Genomic DNA, 19178 nt, shown 5'->3' on the forward strand with positions numbered 1-19178 from the left:
GAGAGAAATCGCGAAATACGTGCCTGTTCGCCCTAGGCGTGACTGTGCTGGGTTAGCGCTCAGGAATGCACGCGCCGGGGCCCGCAAGCCGATGCACGGATGTCACTCGCTCACTCATAAAACTCGGGGATGCACTGCCCCGGTGCTGCGCCATCCAACAGTGTGACGCCGCTCGCTTGGATCGCGTCAAAGAGTTCTTGATCGTCAGCTGTCTTCTCGATAGTTCCCTCGCACGTCGAGGTGTGAAAGGAAAAGTCTCGGTCGAGAGAGAAGTATCGGAAGTCGAACCCAGCCAGCTGAGAAGTGGCTGCTGCAGCAGCCACTATCGCTGGCCAGTCCGCCTCTTGGTACTCCGGGAAGGAAAGGGAAACCTGGCGGCCCTGCTGCAGCATCGAGTCGCTCGCCCAACGAACGCTAACTCCCTCGGAGAAGCTCTCGCCACCTTCCGGCTCCGCGGTAAGCCAGTCGTTGGTGCGCAGCGGGAAGAAGCTGCTGAGCCTGTCGGCGAGATTCACCACTTCGCGGGGCGGAAGGGAACCCGACAATTGCACGCCGGGGATAGACCAGAACTCAACTACTCCGCTTCCAGCCACGGATAGCGCGCCAGCGGGATCCCCTTCAGGGCCAGTAATGGCCGCGAGCGCGTCGTAGTGGTCGATCATGTGACGCAACGGCTGCAGCGGATGCGTTTCGGCCGGCGCCGAGATGACACGCATGTATCCATCGCGGCCAGGAAATCTGGACTGGACATCCATCATTACGTCGAACTCCATTGCGGCCGAGATTTCTCGCCAATAGCGGTAGTTCTGCACCACAATGTCGGGAGAAGTGCTGAGCCCCTGAACCGCAAACCCGGCATGCTCATCCTCGTGCAGTCGGATACTGAACGACACGGGCAATCCGGGGCTCTGGCCGTTGCCGTCATACCGGCTCATTGTGGCCGCGACCGCGCTCAGTTGCTCCTCGGCGAAAGCTTCGCTCACTCCGACCTCGATCGTTGCGAAGCTCTCCCCGTATGAGTTCGGCGTCGCTACCCACGACACCTCGCTCACCCCGGGAATCGCTCTGAGTTCGGCAAGGCTTTCTATGAAGTCGCGCTGCTCTGACGGGGAGAATCCTTCGACAAGAAGCTCGGATGCTTCGCCGCCACCCGGAGTACAGCCACCGAGTGCCACCGTGAGTGCGATGGCGGCGGCAACCACCCTGAGGGCTCGCCGAGGAAACTTCATGACTCAAGCTTACGTTTCCGCCGGTGGGGCACAAAGGAGGACCACCCTGGTTGCCGGCACGTCAGTTGCGCCTACGGAGCTGGATCGGTATGTTAACGATTATCGTTAGTATCGATAATCGTTAGGAATCAATAATGTCCACAACCTCCCCGGCTACAGCAACCTCTCGAAGTGACCGTTACGGTTTCTTCGCCACCATGGCCTTTGGGCTCGCCGCAGCAGTGGCGCTACTCATTTTGTTAATCCAACGCATCATTGAAATCGTTCCCAATGTCGACGTCCCTGTCGTCGCCCCATTCTCCAACGAGATGGCGAGCTTGCCGATCGGCCCCGATGGAGCCGAAGTCCTTGTCGAAGTCGATTCCGCCATCATCCATGTGACCGGGATGCCGCCCATCACACTCATCTCACTCGCGCTGGCCGACGCTATCCCCGCGCTTGCCACGATCACCATGATCGTTCTCGGGTGTTTTATGATTCGAAACTTGCTGACTGGCCGGGTGTTCAGCGCGCACAATCTCCGTCTAGTTAACGGTCAACTTGCCGCAGCCCTTACCGGGTGGGCCTTGGGGCTGCTGTTTCGCACGATGGGCACCAACGGGGCTTTCGCGACCCTGAGCGAGTACAGCTACAACAACGTGCTCGCCGCATTCTCACCCGCGCCGTGGCTCGCGCTCCTCGGACTCAGCGTCCTTGTTTACTTCTTTCAGATCGGCGCGCGCTTGCAGCGCGAAACCGACGGCCTCGTCTGATGGCGCCGGCAGACGAGAACGACGTCACCGGCATCCACTGTCGGCTCGATGAACTACTTGAGCAACGAGGGATGACGCTCACACGGTTGAGCGAAATTGTGAACGTGAGCGTCGTGAACCTGTCAATTCTGAAGAACGACCGGGCCCGCGCCATCCGATTCTCAACGCTGTTTGCGGTGTGCGAAGCGCTGGAGTGTGAAGTTGGCGAGCTTCTCGTGACTGCTGAACGCTAAGGAACGTAGCGGCTAATTCGGAAAGCACGCTCCGGGGCCTGCACCATCGAGCAGTTTGGTGCCGGAGGACGCGACATCCTCGAAGAAAAGGTCATCGTCGGCAGTGGCCTCTACCGAGCCCTTGCAGGCGGAAGTGTGCATCCAAAAAACCCGATCACCCGTGGCGAATTGAAAATTGACTCCCTCGATTTCGCTCGTGCGAATTGCAGCGCGGATGGTCTCACTCCGCGAGTCATCGGTGTATTCATTGCTCGAGACGAAAACCGACCCAAAGCCTTGGTCCGCGCCGGATGGCATCCAAGAAACTTGGAACCCTTCCGGAAAATCCGAATCGCCCGCAATGGAATCTGACTCCGCCGGGTAAAAGAAGAGGGGCATGATTTTACGCAAGTCACTAACTAGCTCGACGAACGTCGCCGGTGCAAGCTCCTCCGAAGACTGAATGCCGGCTACTTGCCAGTGGTTCGGAATGTCATCATCGACAACTGCTACGGCCTGGAGGGCGGCATAGTTCTCGATCACGAGATCAGTTGCATCATCCAGATCTGACTCTGAGGGGATCGCGATCGAACGCATTCCCACCGCTCCCGCTCCATCCGCCAGAAGTTCGACCCACAGCTCCGTCTCAACGGCGGTAGCTGCAGCCCGCCAAAATTCGACGTTCTCGACAAAGGAGTCGTTCGTGTCAGGGATTGCCCACAAGTCAAAACGGCCCGCGGCTTCACCCGAAAGGTTCATACTGGCGTGAGGTTTCACCGCAACTTGTTCGATTGCGCTGAAGCCATCGCGCAGAGCGTCCGAAAGCCGCTCCAGTTGGCTGTGATCAATTGTCGACGCGGCGGTAACCACAATGCGACCGAGATCGCCGAGGGGTGTATCTGTCTCGAGTTCGTAGCTCGCCGCCACCACGCCACCGAGCCCTTCAAGATCTGACACCAATGAAGCGATCGCGGCGTGTGCAAGCACATCCTTACCCGCCGAAGTCACAAGTTCGGACCCTTGATCGACGAGTGAACAGCCGCCCAAAACGAGGGAAAGAGCCACGGCGCCCGCCGTGAGTGCGGGCAGGCGTCGAGAACTTGTCATGATTTAAGAGTACTTTTCTGGTCGCGATTCGGCACGCCCCCGAAAGGGTCGCGGCGCGCCCCATAGCCAAAGTTAATCATTCCGTAACGTTATGCCGGTGGTGTTTGGCCATAAGGTGTCGTTATGCAGGACGCACCGCACGAATCCGCCACCCTTGACGAACTCACGCGCGCTCTTGACCTTCACATGCTGCGCATCCTCGTTGCCATTCAAGAAACGGGCAGCGTTTCTGCTGCCGCTCGGCGGCTGGGTTTCAGCCAGCCCGCCATCACGCAGCACCTCAAGCGCAGTGAAGCCCGGCTGAACATCGCCCTCGTTGCACGCACCCCGCGCGGCATGGAGCTCACAGAAGCGGGCGCCCTGCTCGCCCGCCACGCTCCCCGCATCGACGCCGCCGTCACCGCAGCAGCGAGCGACCTCACCGCTCACCTCGGCCTCGACCGTGGTTCCGTTCGTCTCGCCGCGTTCCCGGCCGCCGTCGCCAGCATCATCGCGCCACTGCTGTCGCGCCTCGATCGTGAGTTTCCGGGCATCCATGTTGAATTCAGCGAAGCCGAACCGGATGCCGCTCTCGCCGCCGTCGCCGATGGCCGTGCCGACATCGCTCTCGACTATCGCTACACGAGCGACCACTCGGTGGCATCCAGCTCGCACACGAGCGCCGACGGTCTTCGCTCGCGCTTCTTACTCTCCGAAAACGTGCTCGTGATCGTTCCGCGCGCAATTGCTGACCAGCTCGGCACCACCGCGAGCGTCGCGGGGCTTCTTCCCTTTACGTGGATCGGCGGCCCGGCTACCTGCACCGAGCAGCTTGTTGCCGTCGCGACCGCCCTTGGCGAGAAGCCCACGCTGCGGCACGATGTGACCAAGACCGACGCGGCACTCGCGCTCGTGGCATCCGGAATCGGCGTGACGTTCCTGTCAGAACTAGCCATCGCCACCACTACGCTCCCCGACGGCGTCGTCGCCCTCGAGTTGCAGCCCAAACTTCGTCGACGCATCTATGCGACAACGCTCGACGACTCCGCCGACACCCCCAGCATCGCAGTGGCCCTCCGGCTGCTGGCCATGCGCGAGGTGGCCCGGAAAACCAGCAGTGATCGCGCGGCACTGTCACAGCACTCGCACCTCCAACGCGCGAAATTTGCATCCTCTCCTTTTACACCTCCTGTAACGCTCACCGAAAGGCACGAACTTCGCATGAGATCGACTAACTCCACCCTGGCTAAGGGGGCTCGAGCGTCAACCGTCGCCGTGGCCGCCTCCGCCCTGCTGCTCGCTGGCTGCGCCACGTCGAGCACCCCCACCGGCGACGGCAACATCGACACCATTACGGTGGCGCTGCCCGGATCACTCTCGAGCCTGTATGTCGGCGCCGAGAGCGGCATTCTCAACTACTACATCGCCTCCATCACTCAAGAAGGTCTCGTCTCGATCGACGCCGACGGCGCCCTGCAGCCCGGCCTCGCCGAATCATGGGACCAGCCGGATGACGTGACTTACGTCTACGAACTGCGCGATGATGCCATGTTCCAAGACGGCACCCCGGTCACCGCCGACGACGTCGTGTTCAGCCTCGAGCAGGCGCGCGACGAGACCAGCTCGCCTGGGCTCTCTTACTACTTGGGTGGCGTTGACACCGTCGAGAAGACCGGCGACCTTGAGGTCACCATCACCCTCTCCGCTCCCGACTCGGCCTTCGCCGCCAACATGAGCACGGGCGGCGCCGCCTTCATCACGTCGCAGAAGTTCTGGGAAGAAAACAACGGCGAAGTGGGCACGAGCAGCAGCCTGCTTCTCGGCTCGGGCCCGTACAAGGTCACCGAGTTCGTGCCCGACTCGCACGTGAACTTCGAACGCGTTGACAGCTGGTGGGGCGACCTTCCCGAAGTGCAGAACATCAACGTTCAGTTCATTCCGGATGAGGGTACTCGTCTTCTTGCTGCCCAGTCCGGCGACATCGACGTGGCTTTCAACGTTCCCTTGGCGCAGTCGACCCAGTGGGAAGACCTCGACAACATGCGCGTCGACTACGTGAACGACCTCTCCTATGTCGGCATGTACTTCAACACCGCCCTCGAGCCGTTCAACGACCCGAAGGTGCGTGAAGCCTTCGCCCACAGCGTTGACCGCACCACGATCGTCGACAAGCTGCTGCGCGGCCACGGCGAAGTTGCCACCGCGATTGCCACGCCCGAATCCCTCGGTAGCGTCTACAGCGCTGATGACGCTCGCGACCTGCTTGCAAGCATCCCGCAGTACGACTTCGACCTTGACGCTGCAGCGGCAGCCCTCGCGGCCTCCGATCACCCGGATGGTTTCGAGACCGACATACTGTTCCCCTCCACGGGACCGCAGCTCGGCACCGCCGCGCAGTCGCTCGCCGAGAACCTCTCCAAGATCGGCATCACGCTGAATGTGCGTGAAGTTCCGATCGAGGAATGGCTCGCCAGCCTCGAGCAAGACAGCAGCTACGGCGTTGGCCTCATGTGGTACTTCTCCACGCTGGGTGACCCCGCCGAGGTTTCGACCTACATGCTCGGTGACTACAACATCTCGAACTACGAGAACCCCGAAGTTCTCTCCCTGTTCGAGCGTGTCGGCGCCGAGACCGACCCGAGCGCCCGCATCGACCTCCTCATCGAGGCCGAAACACTGCAGGCAGAAGACGTCATCAGCGTTCCACTCTGGTGGGGACAATCCGCCACCGCGTTCTCGAAGGACATCGACATGAGCAGCTATAGCTCGTTCGCCTTCATCTCCGCGTGGCCGACCCTGCTTACTCCTGCTGGATAATCTGTGACAACTACCCCGATTGCACGCGCATCACGAGCTCGGCCTCTGGGCCGCATGCTCGCGGTGCGCGTGCTCGGCACCCTCGGAATTCTGTTGGTGCTCTCCATCATCGTGTTCTCGATGCTGCATCTCGCCCCCGGCGATATCGTCAAGAACCTGCTCGGCAATCGGCCATCCTCTCCTGAAGTGGTGGCCGCCATCCGCGCTCAATACAACCTTGATCAGCCGCTCTACATGCAGTACCTGATCTGGTTGGGCAACGCCCTCACGGGAGACTTCGGGCAGTCCATTCGGCTGCAAGACTCGGTCTCCAACGTCATCGGCGCACGCCTCGGAATTACCGCTGCTCTCAGCGGACTCGCCTTCGTGCTCGCTCTCATTGTCGCGATCCCCCTCGGCGTTCAGAGCGCCGTTCGTTCGGGAAGCTGGATCGACCGCTTCGCGACCGGCTTCGGCATCGTGGGTCTCAGCGCCCCCACTTTCGCCGTCGGCCTCCTCCTTCTCTATACGTTCGCGTTCTACCTACCGATCTTCCCGGTGTACGGAGCGGGCGACGGTGGCCTCGACACCCTCTGGCACCTCGTGCTGCCGGCCATCACTCTGGCCTTAGGACTTGGCGCGATCATCCTCAAGCTCACCCGCACCGCCATGCTGCGCGAACTCGACAGTGACTATGTGACCTTTGGTCGCGCGCGGGGCTTGCCCGACCGCCAAGTGCATATGATCGCGCTGCGCAACGCCGCCATTCCGATCGTGACCGGCGCCAGCCTCGTACTGACCTTCCTGGTCGGCGGCACCGTGCTCGCCGAAACGACCTTTGCACTACCCGGACTCGGCACCCTGCTGCAAGGCTCCGTGCTGTTCAAAGACATCGCCGTCGTGCAAGCGCTCACCCTGCTGGTGGCCGTGACGATCGCAACCATCGCGCTGTTGGCCGACCTCGCCTACATCTTCCTCGACCCCCGCATCCGCGCTAAGGAGGGTGCACAGTGAGCAGCACCGAAGCTATCGTCTTAGCTAAAACACCCCGGTCGCGTCGCCGTCATCCGGTCGCCGTCTGGGTCTCCATTGCCCTGCTGGGTCTCGTGACCTTCTTGGCTATTTTCGGCAACCTCATTGCTCCGGATGCCACCGCCCAGTCGATTCTCGATTCCTTGCTGCCCCCGGGCAGCCCCGGTCACCTTCTCGGCACCGACGAACTCGGCCGTGACGTGCTCGCGCTGACGATCGCGGGAGCATCATCCGCCCTCGTTGGTCCGGTGTGTGTTGCTCTCGGGTCGATGCTTCTCGGCATTCTGCTCGGCACGGTGTCGGGCTACCTTCGTGGGCCGATCGACTTCATCATTGGCCGCTGGACCGACCTGCTGTTCTCACTGCCCCTGCTGCTGGCCGCGATTGTGGTCGCGGGCGTTTTCGGCGCTGGCTATTGGATGACCGTGCTGCTGCTGATCTTGCTGTTCTCGCCCTCGGACATCCGCATTGTGCGCGCCGGGGTTATGGAGCAGGCCGCGCGGCCGTTCGTGGAGGCAGCCCAAATGCTGTCGCTCTCCAAGGCCCGCATCATGTTCACGCAGGTATTGCCGAACGTCTCGTCGCTCATCATCACTAATTCGATGCTCAACGTAGCCTTCGCCCTCGTGGCGTTCTCGTCGCTGTCGTTCTTGGGCGTCGGCGTTGCCCCCGGCACGGCCGACTGGGGCCGCCAGCTCACCGACGGTCGCGCGATCATGATCGACAATCCTGCTGCTGTTCTCATTCCGGCTCTGCTCATCATCGGCGTCGCCTCTGCCGCAAACCTTGTGGGCGACTGGCTCGGCCAAATCTTGACCCGAACGGGACGCTCATGACCCAGCCCAACGCCGCCAATGCTCCCGCCGCTGGCACCCCTGCGAACACCCCCGCGACCGCGCAAGTAACCGTGACCGGCCTCACCGTTGATGGCCCCGCCGGAGTTATTGTCGAGCCATTCGACTTCTCGATCGCGCCGGGCGAAACCCTCGCGCTCATCGGCGAATCGGGCTCCGGCAAGACCCTCTCGGCGAAAGCCATCGCCGGGCTGTTGCCTGCCGGCTTCACCGCGCGCGGCAACATCGAGCTCGCGAGCGCCACGATCGAACTGCCTGCTACGGATACCGTCTGGCGGGCTACCCGCGGTCGCCGCATCTCGTTGCTGCTGCAAGACCCCTTCACGAGCTTGAGCCCCGTGCACCGTTGTGGAACCCAAATCGCGATGACGATTCAGGCCGCGAGCGCCGCCCGCCTCAGCAAGGCCGAGTGCGCCGAACTCGTTACTCAGCGTCTGGCCGAAGTGAACCTGCCCGCGGATGTCGCCCGCGCCTACCCGCACGAACTCTCCGGCGGAATGCGCCAACGGGTTGCCATCGCTGCGGCCCTCGCCACCGACCCCGAACTCCTCATCGCTGACGAGCCGACTACGGCTCTCGACGCGAGCAACCAGGGTGAGATTCTCGACCTCCTTCGGGGCCTGCAAGAGAAGCGCGGCATGGCCGCCCTGCTTATCTCGCACGACCTCGGCATGGTGCGCGGACGAGCCGAGCACGTGCTCGTCATGCGCCACGGCGAGATCGTGGAGCGCGGTGTCACGAGCTCCGTGCTCAATGCGCCAAGCCACCCCTACACTCGGGCGCTCATCGAAGCCGACCCCTCGCTCACCGATCGCTCCGCCGGGGTCGTGCGTACGGCATCCGGTGCCAGTGCGGGCGGCGACGGGGCGACCGGCGTTGGCGACCTTGTTGTTGCCGCCGACGTCACGAAGAGCTTTGGCGACAAGTCCGTATTGCACGGCGTGAGCGTTACGGTCGGCCGCGGTGAGACAGTCGGCATCGTCGGCGAGAGCGGCTCAGGCAAGACCACGATCGCGCGCTGCATCGCCGGGCTCGAGCACGAGTCGAGCGGCGTCATCACCTTCGACGGCGTTGCGCTTGCTCCCGGGCGGGCTTCGCGCACGCCCAAGCAGATGCAGATCGTGTTCCAAGATCCGTACTCGTCGCTCAACCCGATGATCAGTGTCGGGCGGTCGCTGAAGTTAGCGCTGCGCGTGGCGGGTCGTCCGGCATCCGACCTGAATGGTTTGCTGCACCTGGTGGAGTTGCCGCTCGAGTTCGCTCGCAAACGACCGGCCGAGCTCTCGGGCGGTCAGCGTCAGCGCGTGGCCATCGCGCGCGCTCTGGCCGTGCAGCCCGAGTTGCTGATCTGCGACGAATCGGTGTCGGCGCTCGATGTGTCGGTGCAGAAGCAGATTCTCGATCTACTCGCGAAACTGCGTGTCGACCTCGGCCTCTCGATCCTGTTCATCTCGCACGACCTCGCCGTGGTGCGCCAGCTCGCCGACCGCGTCTACGTGCTGCGCCACGGAGACGTCGTTGAATCTGGCCCGTGCCACGACGTGCTCAACGCCCCAACTCATCCCTACACTCAGGCGCTCGTTGCGGCGTCGATTCACGAAGCACCCACTCACTGAGCTCGGCGCCACAAGCGCCCGACTCGCCCCGAAAGGACCCCGTGGACACCTCCACTCCTGCTGACTCTGCCGCCTCGAACACGACCGGCTCTGCTTTCGTTCAGCTCTCGCCCGCTGAGCTTCCCACGCGCCTCATCGAGGCGCTCGGTGCCGACCGCGCCGCCGATTGGCAACGTAATCGCGAGCCCTACAACCCGCAGGTGTGGATGCTCGACTCGCCGACCGGCAACGCCGCCGCCCTCACCTCGGGGCGCCCGAATACGCGCTACACGAAGCTCGTTGATCTCTGGGCCGACAGCGATGCTGCCGCCCAGAGTCTTCTCGGCGAACTGATCGCAGCCTCCGCGGATCGTGGCGATGCCGCCCTCAAGTGGCAACTCCCGCTCGACGCTGAGCTTCCCGCTTTCGCCGCCGACCTCGGCTTCACCGAACTGCGCACCCCCATCTCCTCGGCTGATGGCACGCAAGGCGTTCGCGGCTTCGTGCTGTGGCACGGCGGCTGGCCGCACGAGCAGCTGCGCTACTACGGCCAAACCACGCTGTTCACGTGTGGTGCGGTTGCCGCCATGACGGCTCTCAGCCACCTTGGCCTCGAACCCTTCGCCGACACGGAAGACGAGGATGCCCGCGAGCGCGAACTCGCCTTCTGGCGCTCCGCCACCAACTTTCCCGCGTGCGAGCCCCTCGGTCTCGCCGTCGCCGTTCACGATGTGATCGCGCAGTCGGCATCCGCCATCAGTCTTGAACTGCACCTCGATACAACCGAGCCGACGCTCCTCGAGACCTACGAGGGCGAAGAGCGCACGTTCCGTGAGCAGCTGCAAGAGCAGTCTCGGGCCGAAGCGGCGAGCCGCGGCATCCAGCAGCACACGGCCCCGCTGTCGATTGAGCAGATCACCGAACGCGTGGCCGGTGGCGAACTCGCGATCCTGTTGATCGAAGAAGAGCCCATGCACGATGCTTCGACCCCGCACTGGGTCGTGGCGCACGCGGTGAAGGGCGACACGGTTCTGCTCAACGATCCGTGGATCACGGCCGAGCAGGGCGAGACGTGGGTCGACTCCCACGATCTGCCCGTCTCGATCGCGGTGCTCGACCAGATGGTGGCGTTCGGCGACCCCGCTTATCGCGGCGTCATTTTTGTGGCACGCTAGCACTCACTGAGGTGAGGAGCCGCCGTGAGTAACACCGAGAAGACCCCCGCCGAAGTGCTGTGCGAAACGCAGCAGGGCGCTGGCGTTCAGTTACTTACTCCGCGCGAGGTTCCGCTCGGAGGCCCTCGCGCGATGACCGTGCGGCGCACTCTGCCGCAGCGGTCCCGCTCACTCATCGGCGGGTGGTGCTTCGTCGATCACTACGGCCCTGAGACGACGCGGATGCACGTGCCGCCGCATCCGCATACCGGATTGCAAACCGTAAGCTGGCTCTTCGCTGGCGATATCGAGCACCGCGATAGCGTCGGCAGTCTCGCGACCGTGCGGCCGGGAGAACTGAATCTCATGACGGCCGGTCGCGGCATTTCGCACTCCGAGGTCTCCCCCGTCGAGCCGACGCCGCTGCACGGTGCGCAACTGTGGGTCGCCCTGCCGAACGCCCACCGCGACACCGCTCCCGAGTTCGAGAATTACGTACCGACGCCGTTCGAGCATCAGAGCGCGACCGTGAGCGTCTTCATCGGTGAACTCGCCGGCGTCTCCTCACCAGCGCGCGTTTTCTCACCCCTCCTTGGCGCCCAGCTCGACGTGCCCGCCGGCACCAGCTTCACGCTCGCTCTCGACGCTAGCTTCGAACACGGCGTGCTCGTGGATGCCGGCGACGTGACTATCGCAAACGTTGCGGCCCCCACCGATCACCTGGCGTATCTCGCTCCCGGCCTCACCGAACTGACGATCACGGCAACGACGGATGCCTGTCTCCTGCTCCTGGGCGGCGAACCGCTCGATGAGGCCATCGTCATGTGGTGGAACTTTATTGGGCGCAGTCACGACGAGATCGTGAAGTTCCGTGCACAATGGCAGGCCGACGTGATTAAGGGCGGCAACCCCGTTGGACGCTTCGGCACCGTGGCCAGCGGTGATGGGCATCCGCTGCCCGCCCCAGAAATGCCCACAGTCAGGCTCACGCCGCGCCTGTAGCAGCTAGCCGCACTCGAACCACCCGCTTGGCGCTACTCACAGAATGTGCCTACTATTGAGAATCGTCCTCAATAAATAGTGAGGCGAATCAGTCGCGAGCGAGGAGAACCAGTGAGTCGGAGTGCTTTCGGAGTAAAGGTCCAACAGGAGCCGGGATGGTATCCCGACCCGAGCAACGCTGGAATTATTCGTTGGCACGACGGAGCAGCGTGGACCGCCATGGTCCAGCGCGTCGACACTGACTGCTCTGACGGCTGCTGCTGACCGGACGCCGCAGCAGCCGGGACAGCGCGGCGGCGAGATAGCGGATAGCAGGGCGACGGGTGCCGATTCGCACTCTTGTTGAGAATCGTTATCATTAGGATAGTGCTCCCTCCGAGCGCTTACCCCGCCAATGCCTTTAGAAAGTTTTTCCTGTGACCACGCCCCGCACCCTGGCCGCCCTCATCGCCATCGGCGGCCTTTCGGCCGCTGCCCTCACCGGCTGCAGCCCCGCCAGTTCTGACGAATCCGAATTCCACATCGTCGCCACCACGACTCAGGTCGGCGACTTCGTCAACCAGATTGTGGGCGACACCGCCGACGTTCGGGTAGACCAGTTGCTCCAAGCCGGCTCGAGCCCCCACGCCTACGACCCCAGCGCCGCCGATCTCCTTGCACTCGGAAGCGCCGACATCATTGTCGAAAATGGGCAGGAACTGGAGTCGTGGCTCCCGGATGCCGTCGCGGCATCCGGATCGACAGCCACCGTCGTAGATGCTTCAGACGAGGCCTACCTCCTGGCGAACGATGACGAACACAGTGACGAAGACGAGCACAGTGACGACGAGCACGACGAGGAAGAGCACTCCGATGACGAGGAGCACTCCGACGAGGATGACCACGACCACGGCGAGTACGACCCGCACGTGTGGCAATCGGCCGCGAACGCCCAGATCATGGTGAACACCATCCTTGATGCGCTCGTCGAAGCCGACCCCAGCAATGCCGACGAATACACCGCTAACGCATCCGGCTTTCTCTCTGCGTTAAGCGACCTTGACGCATGGATCACCGACAGCGTCGAACAAGTCGACGCCGCCGATCGATTCCTTGTGACGAGCCACGACGCTTTCGGGTACTACATCGATGCGTACGACCTCGAGTTCGTGGGAGCGGTTATCCCCAGCCTGGACGACAGCGCTGAAGCAAGCGCGGCCGAGATCGACGAACTCATCTCGCTGATCGAGCAGACCGGTGCGCGAGCGGTGTTCGCCGAATCGTCGGTCAACCCCGCGGCAGCCGAGACCATCGCCGCTGAGGCGGGCATCACTGTCTACTCAGGCGATGAAGCGCTCTATGCCGACTCGCTTGGCGTTGCCGGATCCTCGGGAGCGACCTACGTTGCGAGCATGGTGCACAACACCGACCTGATCGTCGAGTCGTGGGGCGTGACGACCCTCACTGTGCCTGACTCACTGGCACCGTTCGTGTCGGATGCCAACTGATTCCTGCACCCTGAGCGAGCCCGGCCCCGCGGGGCGCTCCCTCATTCAGCTCCGCGACGCGGCCTTCGGATACGGAGGCCGCGTCGCCCTCGCTCACGTAGATCTTGAGATCTCTCGCGGAGAAGCTGTCGCGCTGATCGGTCGCAACGGTGCCGGAAAGTCCACGCTCCTCAAAGGGCTACTCGGCATCCTTCCCCCTCTTTCCGGCACCGTTGGCGGTCACCCGCGCACCGGTTACTTGCCTCAAACGCACCGCATCGACCCCGACTTTCCCCTCACCGTGCGCCAGGCCGTCACCATGGGGCGCTACCAGGAGCGAGGATGGCTTCGCCCGCTGCGTCGCGCCGACCGCATCGCCGTCGACGACGCCATCGATCGCGTTGGTCTCACGGCACTTGCCCGACGACGTTTCGGGGATCTCTCGGGAGGGCAACGGCAACGCGCGCTTCTCGCCCGCGCACTCACCACCGGTCCGCAGCTGTTGTTGCTTGATGAACCCTTCAACGGACTCGACCAGCCCAGCCGCGAGCAACTCCTCAGCACCATCACTGCGCTTACCACCGAAGGCGTCGCCGTAGTCGTGTCCACCCACGACGTGACCCTTGCCCGGGATGTGTGTGATCGCGCGCTCTTGCTCGACGGCCGTGTAGTTGCCTTCGGCGATGTCGAACGCATCCTCCACGACCAGCAATTGCACACGAGCCTCCACGACGACCCGCACTCGCGACCCGCCGGCGTCTGAGCGGATGCTATTCACCGCCTTCGGGCTCCCCTTCATGGCGACCGCTCTCACAGCCCTGCTGCTCATCGCCGTTGCCGTCGGCCCGATTTCTACTCTGGTGAGCCTGCGTGGGCTCGAGTTTTTGAGCGAAGGAATCATCCACGCGGTGTTTCCCGGCATCGTGATCGGCTACGTCGTCGCGGCCGTGCCCGGCCTCTACGTAGGGTCCCTGGTTGCCGCGATAGTCGCCGCCGCCACCCTTACTCTCATCGCCCGCAGCGGTGTCGCCTCCGGGCCAACTATCGCCATCGTCCTCACCTCCGCATTCGGCGTTGGAGTGATCGTGGTCAGCCAACAGTCGGACTATGCCGGCCAGCTGCAACAGCTACTGTTCGGGCGGATCTTCACGATCGCCCCCAGCGAGCTTGTCCCTCTCGCCGTCGGGCTGGCCGTTGCTCTGGCACTGGTCACGGCGACCTGGCGCCGGCAGGTTTACGTTGCTTTCGACCGCGCCGGCGCAACCGCAGCGGGGGCGCGCCCGCTCCTGACTGACCTCGCTCTTAACATCGCGATCGCCCTCACAGTCGTGGCCGCGTCCGCTGCGGTGGGAAACCTGCTCGTGCTCGCCGTCATCATCATCCCGGGCGCAGTCGCACGACTTGTCGGCGGCCCACTCTCCGTTGGAGTTACCGTCGCGACCCTGTTTGGTGCCCTCGCGGCGTGGCTCGGGCTCGCAGCAGCCTTCGCGCTCTCTGTCTCCGGCGCCACGCACCTTCCCGGCGGTGCCACCACGGTGCTCGTGATGGTGCTTGCCTACCTCGCCGTGGCAGCCGTGCGGGTCGCTGGAGATGCAGCCCGCAGCCGCCCGCGATTGGGGCAGCGCTAATGGGGTACTTCGAACGCGCGCTACTCTTCGGCGCCCTCGTCGGCGTACTTACGGGCCTCGTCGGGACCGTCACGGTTGTACGTGGGCGTGTGTTTTTCGCCCAAGCACTCTCCCACGCCACCTTCCCCGGCGCAATTCTCGCCGCCGTCGCCGGGGTCAACATGCTGTTCGGTGCTGGCCTCTCCGCGCTCATCCTCCTCGGTGTGATGGTGCTGCTCGGGCGGATACCGCGCCAAGGAATGCAGGTTGCAACCGGCGTTGTTCTCACTGCCGGGTTCGCGCTCGGAGCGGTGCTGCAAGCACTCAACCCGCAGATTCCACTCCGACCCGAGACCGTCCTCATCGGCAACATTCTCTTTGTAACAGCGAGCGATATCGCGGTCGTCCTCGTTGCCCTGGTCGTCGCTTTCGGGATGCTGGTCGCCCTGCGTCGCCCTCTACTCTTTTCTACGTTTGACCCCGACGGATTTCGCGCGAGCGGTGGTCGCGAATGGGTGATGGAGGGCGCCGCCCTCCTGCTGGTCGCGCTCACCACCATCGTCGCCATCCCGGCCACCGGGTCTCTCTTGGCGATCGCCCTCATTGCGGGTCCGCCAGCGACAGCGGGTCTCCTCACCCGCTCGTGGGTCGGGATGATCGTTCTCGCGCCGGCGCTCGGAGCTGCGGTGGCCGTGGGCGGAGTGCTGCTCTCGCGCGCAGCCAACATCAGCGCGGGCGGCACGATCGCCATCCTCTCCGGAAGCGTGTTCGTTGTCGCGCTCGGACTGCGTTACGGCGTCAGGCTGCTCAGAAAAGCGACCGTGCGCTAGACCGCAGTCACCCGCAATACGAGCGCCTCATCAGGATGCAGAATCGGCAGAGTGAGACCAACCGACCCGAGCGCTGCGCCCGACAGCGTGAGCTCGCCGGCGAGCCACCACGCTGGCGCAGTGCCCGGGTAGGTTGCCGCTGCCGCACCCACATCTACGGGGCTGATGCGGTATTCGCGGTGCGGGTCAAGCCCGGGCAAACGCCGGGACGTCGGAACAGCATCGGAGGGAGTGTCGAGGCACGTCACCCAGAAGACGGCGTCGGCAACGCCGGTAGCATCGTCCTCCACAATCCCCGTGACGATGGGTTGAGTGGTTTCGAGCTCGCCGCGAACGACGCGACCCGAATGGATAAGGCCCCGCAGCGAACGGTATGCCGCCGCCCACACTGGTAGAGCAGCGCGCTCGTCGGCGGTCGTTGCTGTGAGATCCCACTCAATACCGGAGTGCCCCATGAGGGCGGTCGCGAGCCGGAAGCCGAGAGACAGCGAACGCCCCGAGGTGTGCGCGGGCGATGATCCAACGTGCGAGCCCAAATATTCGAACGGCACGAGCAGGTTGGTCCAGCGCATGATCGAGAAACGGTCGTGAGCATCGTTGGTGTCGGATGGCCACACTCGCTGCACGCGCTCGAGCACTCCGGCATCCACCCGGGCACCGCCCGAGGCGCACGACTCAATCTCCACGTGCGGGTACCGCACACGCAGCTCATCCATCAGGCGGTAGGTGGCCGCGACGTGCCGGTGAACCGAGCCGCCAAGTAGGTCGCGGTTCATATCCCACTTCAGGTAGCTAATCGCATACTCGTCGAGCAGGGCGCTGATCGCATCGAGTACGTGCGCGAAAGCAGCAGGGTTGTCGAGGTCGAGCACAAACTGGTTGCGCCACGACTTCGGCAACGGCCGATCATCGTCACGAAGGATCCACTCCGGATGCTCGCGCGCAAGATCCGAGTCAAGAGACACCATCTCGGGCTCGACCCAGAGGCCAAACTGCATCCCGCTGGCAGTCACGCGGTCGACAAGGGGAGAGAGCCCGTCGGGCCAGGAGGTGGCGTCGACAGTCCAATCGCCGAGAGCCCACTTGTCGTCTGTGCGGTTTTTCATCCAGCCGTCATCGAGCACGAAGCGTTCGACGCCGGCATCGGCGGCTGCGTCGGCGAGCGCAGCCAGCTGCTCGAAGTTGTGGTCGAAGTAAACAGCTTCCCACGTGTTGAGGGTGAGCGGTCGCGGTGTCGACGGGTGCGCGGGCAGGCCACGGAACCAGGAATGGAAACGGTCGCTCAGGCCGTCGAGGCCGGAATCCGACCATGCAGCGTAGGCCCATGGGGTTTCGTACGAATCGCCCGTGGCAAGACGAATCTCGCCGGGCGCGAGAAGCTCAGCGGCACCGACGGTCGTGATGCCCAAGGCCGAGCGGTCAATCCAGGCCCGGGTGTCGCCACTCGTGCCGAGGTGCATCGCCCAGACCTCACCGTGGCGAAAGCCAAAGCCGGGTGTGCCCGCCACGGTGAGGTAGGAGTCGTCGTGACCGCGGCGACCGTGACGCGATTCGCGCAACCAGGTTCCGTAGTCGATGGCGGAGCGCTGGGGCTGCCGTTCGGCTGCCCAGATTCCGCTGAAGTCGAGTCGCTCGCGCGCGACCGGCGCGAGCGGAAGAATGGTGGCCAGCGACGAGAGCTCGAAGGTCTCGGTGGCGGTGTTGGTGAGGTGCGAACGGCTGCGCAGCACTCCGGCAGTAGTGAGTTCGAAAGTGATCGTGAGGCGCAGCGCGACAGCGGCATCCGCGTCCTCAGCGGCGGTACCAGACGGGCCGGTAGCGTCGACGAGCACGACGCGAGCAACGCGAGGCTCCGGATGCTCGATGCTCTCGGTGCGCAGTGCGGGGCGGCGCACTCGGCCACCGCCAACATTCGCACCGCTAGCATCCGCTCGCTGATCGTGGCGGCCTTCCAGCCCGGGCAGGCCGCTCCAGCCATCGGCGAGCAAGGGAACAATGCTCAGCCGGAAGGGTTCGTCGATGGAACTCGGCCCGAGGGCACGCTGGCGCGAATCCGCGAGCGCCGCGAGCTGGTCGCGGTCGAGTTCTCCGAGGTCTGCACCCCAGTGCGTGATCGACGGCACGCCCATGCCGCGAGCATCCAGCACGAAGCTGGTGCCCGCGGCACGGAGGTGAACGATGTCGTTCGTGTTATTCGTTGACGGCAATCGCGGCAGCCTTCATGGCGTCGATTGTCTTCTGCTGACCGGTGGTCAACGCATCCGTGAGGGTGCCTGAGCCAGAGATGGCGCCAGAGAATCCGTCAGCAACATCCGTGTACACCTGCGTCATAGTCGGGCCCCACGTGAAGTCAGGGTTAACTTCTGCGCCGGCAGCGGCGAAGACGTCGTAGATGTTCTGTCCGCCGAAGAAGTCGAGACCTTCGGAGAAGGCCGGCAGGTCGCCACCGGTCTTCGTTGCGGGGTAGATGTTCGCCGTTGCGTTCATGCTGGCGAGTGCCTCGGGGTCAGTGTTCAACCAGAGAGCGAACTGTGCTGCCTCGTAGGGGTGTTCGCTTCCCTTGAGAACAGCAGTGCTCGATCCGCCCCAGTTGCCGGCTGCAGAGTCGCCTTCGTTCCACTGCGGCATCGGTGCGACAGCCCAGTTGCCTGCGGTGTCAGGTGCGCCACTCGTGATGGAGTTAGCACCCCACACTGCGGAAACCCAGCTCCAGACCTCACCAGAGTTGTAGCCGTTGTTCCACTCGTCGGTCCAGGCTGGGAGGGTTGCAACGAGGTCATCGTCAAGCAGTCCCTGCCAGTAGTCAGCAACCATGAGCGACTCGGGCGAGTCAAGGGTTACGTCCCAGGCTTCGCCGTCGTTTTCGAACCACTGGCCATCTGCCTGCCAGACGAGTCCGGCGAAGGCGTTGATGTCGCTCTGCGAGAAGTTGGTGATGTAGCCACCCTCTTCACGAATCTGCGCGGCAGCCTCTGCGTATTCGTCCCACGTGGTGGGGATGTCGATGCCAGCGGCTTCGAACAGGTCGGCACGGTAGAACAGAGCCTCGGGGCCGGTGTCCTGCGGAATTGCGTAGACCGAGTCTTCTTCACCGAAGGTGACCTGGCTCCAGGTCCAGTCGATGAACTCGTCCTGAGCGTCCATTACTCCCTCACACGAGGCGATGTTGACAACGCCGTCCTGTACGCGGAAGTTGGGCAGGGCGTCGTATTCGATCTGACCAAGGTCGGGCGCGTTGCCGGCTTCGATCTGGTTGAAGAAGTTGTTGTACGTTCCACCAAGACCGTTGGGTCCCGTCTGAACCTCAACTTGGATATCGGGGTTCTGCTCGTTCCAGATTGCTGCGGCATCTTCCATGCCGGGCAGCCAGGTCGTGAAGCTGAGCGTTACGGGTCCGTCTGACGGGGTGCACGCGTCAGCGGCATCGGTGCCGCCGTCTGTGCTGGCGCCGGTTGAGCATGCTGAGAGTGCGAGCGCGGAGACGAGCACCAATGCTCCTCCAGCGCGAGCTATGCGATTAGCCATGCGATTACCTTTCTAGATTGTGATTGTGGTGCGGGGTT

17 protein-coding genes are annotated in these 19178 nt (G+C 63.6%); 13 read left to right on the plus strand and 4 right to left on the minus strand.

Going from position 1 to position 19178, the window contains the following annotated elements:
- Positions 1-110: 110 nt before the first annotated feature.
- Positions 111-1229 (minus strand): hypothetical protein, encoded by a 1119-nt coding sequence (locus tag ACWTV3_RS06285; RefSeq protein WP_498477321.1) that lies wholly within the window; start codon positions 1227-1229, stop codon positions 111-113.
- A 134-nt stretch (positions 1230-1363) separates the two neighbouring features.
- Here ACWTV3_RS06285 and ACWTV3_RS06290 point away from each other — a divergent pair, with 134 nt between their 5' ends.
- Both ACWTV3_RS06290 and ACWTV3_RS06295 read left to right on the plus strand, forming a co-directional pair.
- The gene (locus ACWTV3_RS06290) at positions 1364-1981 is read left to right on the plus strand and encodes a hypothetical protein (protein ID WP_498477322.1); all 618 of its coding nucleotides are present in this window, start codon (positions 1364-1366) and stop codon (positions 1979-1981) included.
- Positions 1981-2214 carry a helix-turn-helix domain-containing protein gene (locus ACWTV3_RS06295; RefSeq protein ID WP_498477323.1) on the plus strand — a complete coding sequence of 78 codons (234 nt, stop codon included), beginning with the start codon at positions 1981-1983 and terminating at the stop codon, positions 2212-2214. The genes ACWTV3_RS06290 and ACWTV3_RS06295 overlap by 1 nt, the downstream gene beginning before the upstream one ends.
- A 12-nt stretch (positions 2215-2226) precedes the next feature.
- Here ACWTV3_RS06295 and ACWTV3_RS06300 read toward each other — a convergent pair whose 3' ends face one another.
- Positions 2227-3300: a hypothetical protein gene (locus ACWTV3_RS06300; protein WP_498477324.1), complete on the minus strand. Its 1074-nt coding sequence runs from the start codon at positions 3298-3300 to the stop codon at positions 2227-2229.
- Positions 3301-3423: 123 nt separating this feature from the next.
- Between ACWTV3_RS06300 and ACWTV3_RS06305 the strand changes: the two genes are divergently transcribed.
- The 11 genes from ACWTV3_RS06305 to ACWTV3_RS06355 all read left to right on the plus strand — a co-directional run bounded on the left by ACWTV3_RS06305 (position 3424) and on the right by ACWTV3_RS06355 (position 15615).
- Positions 3424-6096 (plus strand): ABC transporter substrate-binding protein, encoded by a 2673-nt coding sequence (locus ACWTV3_RS06305; protein WP_498477325.1) that lies wholly within the window; start codon positions 3424-3426, stop codon positions 6094-6096.
- 3 nt (positions 6097-6099) lie between these two features.
- The gene (locus ACWTV3_RS06310) at positions 6100-7089 is read left to right on the plus strand and encodes an ABC transporter permease (protein ID WP_498477326.1); all 990 of its coding nucleotides are present in this window, start codon (positions 6100-6102) and stop codon (positions 7087-7089) included.
- Positions 7086-7943 (plus strand): ABC transporter permease, encoded by an 858-nt coding sequence (locus ACWTV3_RS06315; protein WP_498477327.1) that lies wholly within the window; start codon positions 7086-7088, stop codon positions 7941-7943. The genes ACWTV3_RS06310 and ACWTV3_RS06315 overlap by 4 nt, the downstream gene beginning before the upstream one ends.
- Positions 7940-9577, plus strand: coding sequence for an ATP-binding cassette domain-containing protein (locus ACWTV3_RS06320; RefSeq protein ID WP_498477328.1), 1638 nt, complete (start codon positions 7940-7942; stop codon positions 9575-9577). Before ACWTV3_RS06315 ends, ACWTV3_RS06320 begins: the two co-directional genes overlap by 4 nt.
- Before the next feature lie 41 nt (positions 9578-9618).
- Complete coding sequence (locus ACWTV3_RS06325) at positions 9619-10731, plus strand: peptidase C39 family protein (protein WP_498477329.1); 1113 nt, start codon at positions 9619-9621, stop codon at positions 10729-10731.
- A 24-nt stretch (positions 10732-10755) separates the two neighbouring features.
- Positions 10756-11712, plus strand: coding sequence for a pirin family protein (locus ACWTV3_RS06330; RefSeq protein ID WP_498477330.1), 957 nt, complete (start codon positions 10756-10758; stop codon positions 11710-11712).
- A 111-nt stretch (positions 11713-11823) separates the two neighbouring features.
- Positions 11824-11976, plus strand: a complete 153-nt coding sequence (locus ACWTV3_RS06335; RefSeq protein WP_498477331.1) for a DUF2510 domain-containing protein — start codon at positions 11824-11826, stop codon at positions 11974-11976.
- 152 nt (positions 11977-12128) lie between these two features.
- The gene (locus ACWTV3_RS06340) at positions 12129-13199 is read left to right on the plus strand and encodes a metal ABC transporter substrate-binding protein (protein ID WP_498477332.1); all 1071 of its coding nucleotides are present in this window, start codon (positions 12129-12131) and stop codon (positions 13197-13199) included.
- Entirely contained in the window at positions 13189-13941 is a 753-nt protein-coding gene (gene aztA, locus ACWTV3_RS06345; RefSeq protein ID WP_498477333.1) for a zinc ABC transporter ATP-binding protein AztA, read from the plus strand. Before ACWTV3_RS06340 ends, aztA begins: the two co-directional genes overlap by 11 nt.
- Entirely contained in the window at positions 13862-14806 is a 945-nt protein-coding gene (locus ACWTV3_RS06350) for a metal ABC transporter permease (protein ID WP_498477334.1), read from the plus strand. The genes aztA and ACWTV3_RS06350 overlap by 80 nt, the downstream gene beginning before the upstream one ends.
- Positions 14806-15615 (plus strand): metal ABC transporter permease, encoded by an 810-nt coding sequence (locus ACWTV3_RS06355; RefSeq protein ID WP_498477335.1) that lies wholly within the window; start codon positions 14806-14808, stop codon positions 15613-15615. The genes ACWTV3_RS06350 and ACWTV3_RS06355 overlap by 1 nt, the downstream gene beginning before the upstream one ends.
- On the opposite strand, the gene ACWTV3_RS06360 is transcribed toward ACWTV3_RS06355, so the two are convergent.
- On the minus strand, positions 15612-17822 hold the full coding sequence (locus ACWTV3_RS06360) for an alpha-galactosidase (protein ID WP_498477336.1): 2211 nt from the start codon (positions 17820-17822) through the stop codon (positions 15612-15614). The two genes, ACWTV3_RS06355 and ACWTV3_RS06360, sit on opposite strands and share 4 nt — an antisense overlap.
- Positions 17806-19140, minus strand: a complete 1335-nt coding sequence (locus tag ACWTV3_RS06365; RefSeq protein WP_498477337.1) for an ABC transporter substrate-binding protein — start codon at positions 19138-19140, stop codon at positions 17806-17808. The genes ACWTV3_RS06360 and ACWTV3_RS06365 overlap by 17 nt, the downstream gene beginning before the upstream one ends.
- Positions 19141-19178: the final 38 nt, after the last annotated feature.

This window comes from Salinibacterium sp. AL4.1, assembly GCF_059767305.1.

What these genes read in the sequence shown, in the direction of transcription:
- ACWTV3_RS06285 (WP_498477321.1), bottom strand. Translation starts at nt 1,229, where the DNA reads ATGAAGTTTCCTCGGCGAGCCCTCAGGGTGGTTGCCGCCGCCATCGCA.
- ACWTV3_RS06305 (WP_498477325.1), top strand. Translation starts at nt 3,424, where the DNA reads ATGCAGGACGCACCGCACGAATCCGCCACCCTTGACGAACTCACGCGC.
- ACWTV3_RS06355 (WP_498477335.1), top strand. Translation starts at nt 14,806, where the DNA reads ATGGGGTACTTCGAACGCGCGCTACTCTTCGGCGCCCTCGTCGGCGTA.
- aztA (WP_498477333.1), top strand. Translation starts at nt 13,189, where the DNA reads ATGCCAACTGATTCCTGCACCCTGAGCGAGCCCGGCCCCGCGGGGCGC.
- ACWTV3_RS06350 (WP_498477334.1), top strand. Translation starts at nt 13,862, where the DNA reads ATGTCGAACGCATCCTCCACGACCAGCAATTGCACACGAGCCTCCACG.
- ACWTV3_RS06365 (WP_498477337.1), bottom strand. Translation starts at nt 19,140, where the DNA reads ATGGCTAATCGCATAGCTCGCGCTGGAGGAGCATTGGTGCTCGTCTCC.
- ACWTV3_RS06300 (WP_498477324.1), bottom strand. Translation starts at nt 3,300, where the DNA reads ATGACAAGTTCTCGACGCCTGCCCGCACTCACGGCGGGCGCCGTGGCT.
- ACWTV3_RS06290 (WP_498477322.1), top strand. Translation starts at nt 1,364, where the DNA reads ATGTCCACAACCTCCCCGGCTACAGCAACCTCTCGAAGTGACCGTTAC.
- ACWTV3_RS06295 (WP_498477323.1), top strand. Translation starts at nt 1,981, where the DNA reads ATGGCGCCGGCAGACGAGAACGACGTCACCGGCATCCACTGTCGGCTC.
- ACWTV3_RS06320 (WP_498477328.1), top strand. Translation starts at nt 7,940, where the DNA reads ATGACCCAGCCCAACGCCGCCAATGCTCCCGCCGCTGGCACCCCTGCG.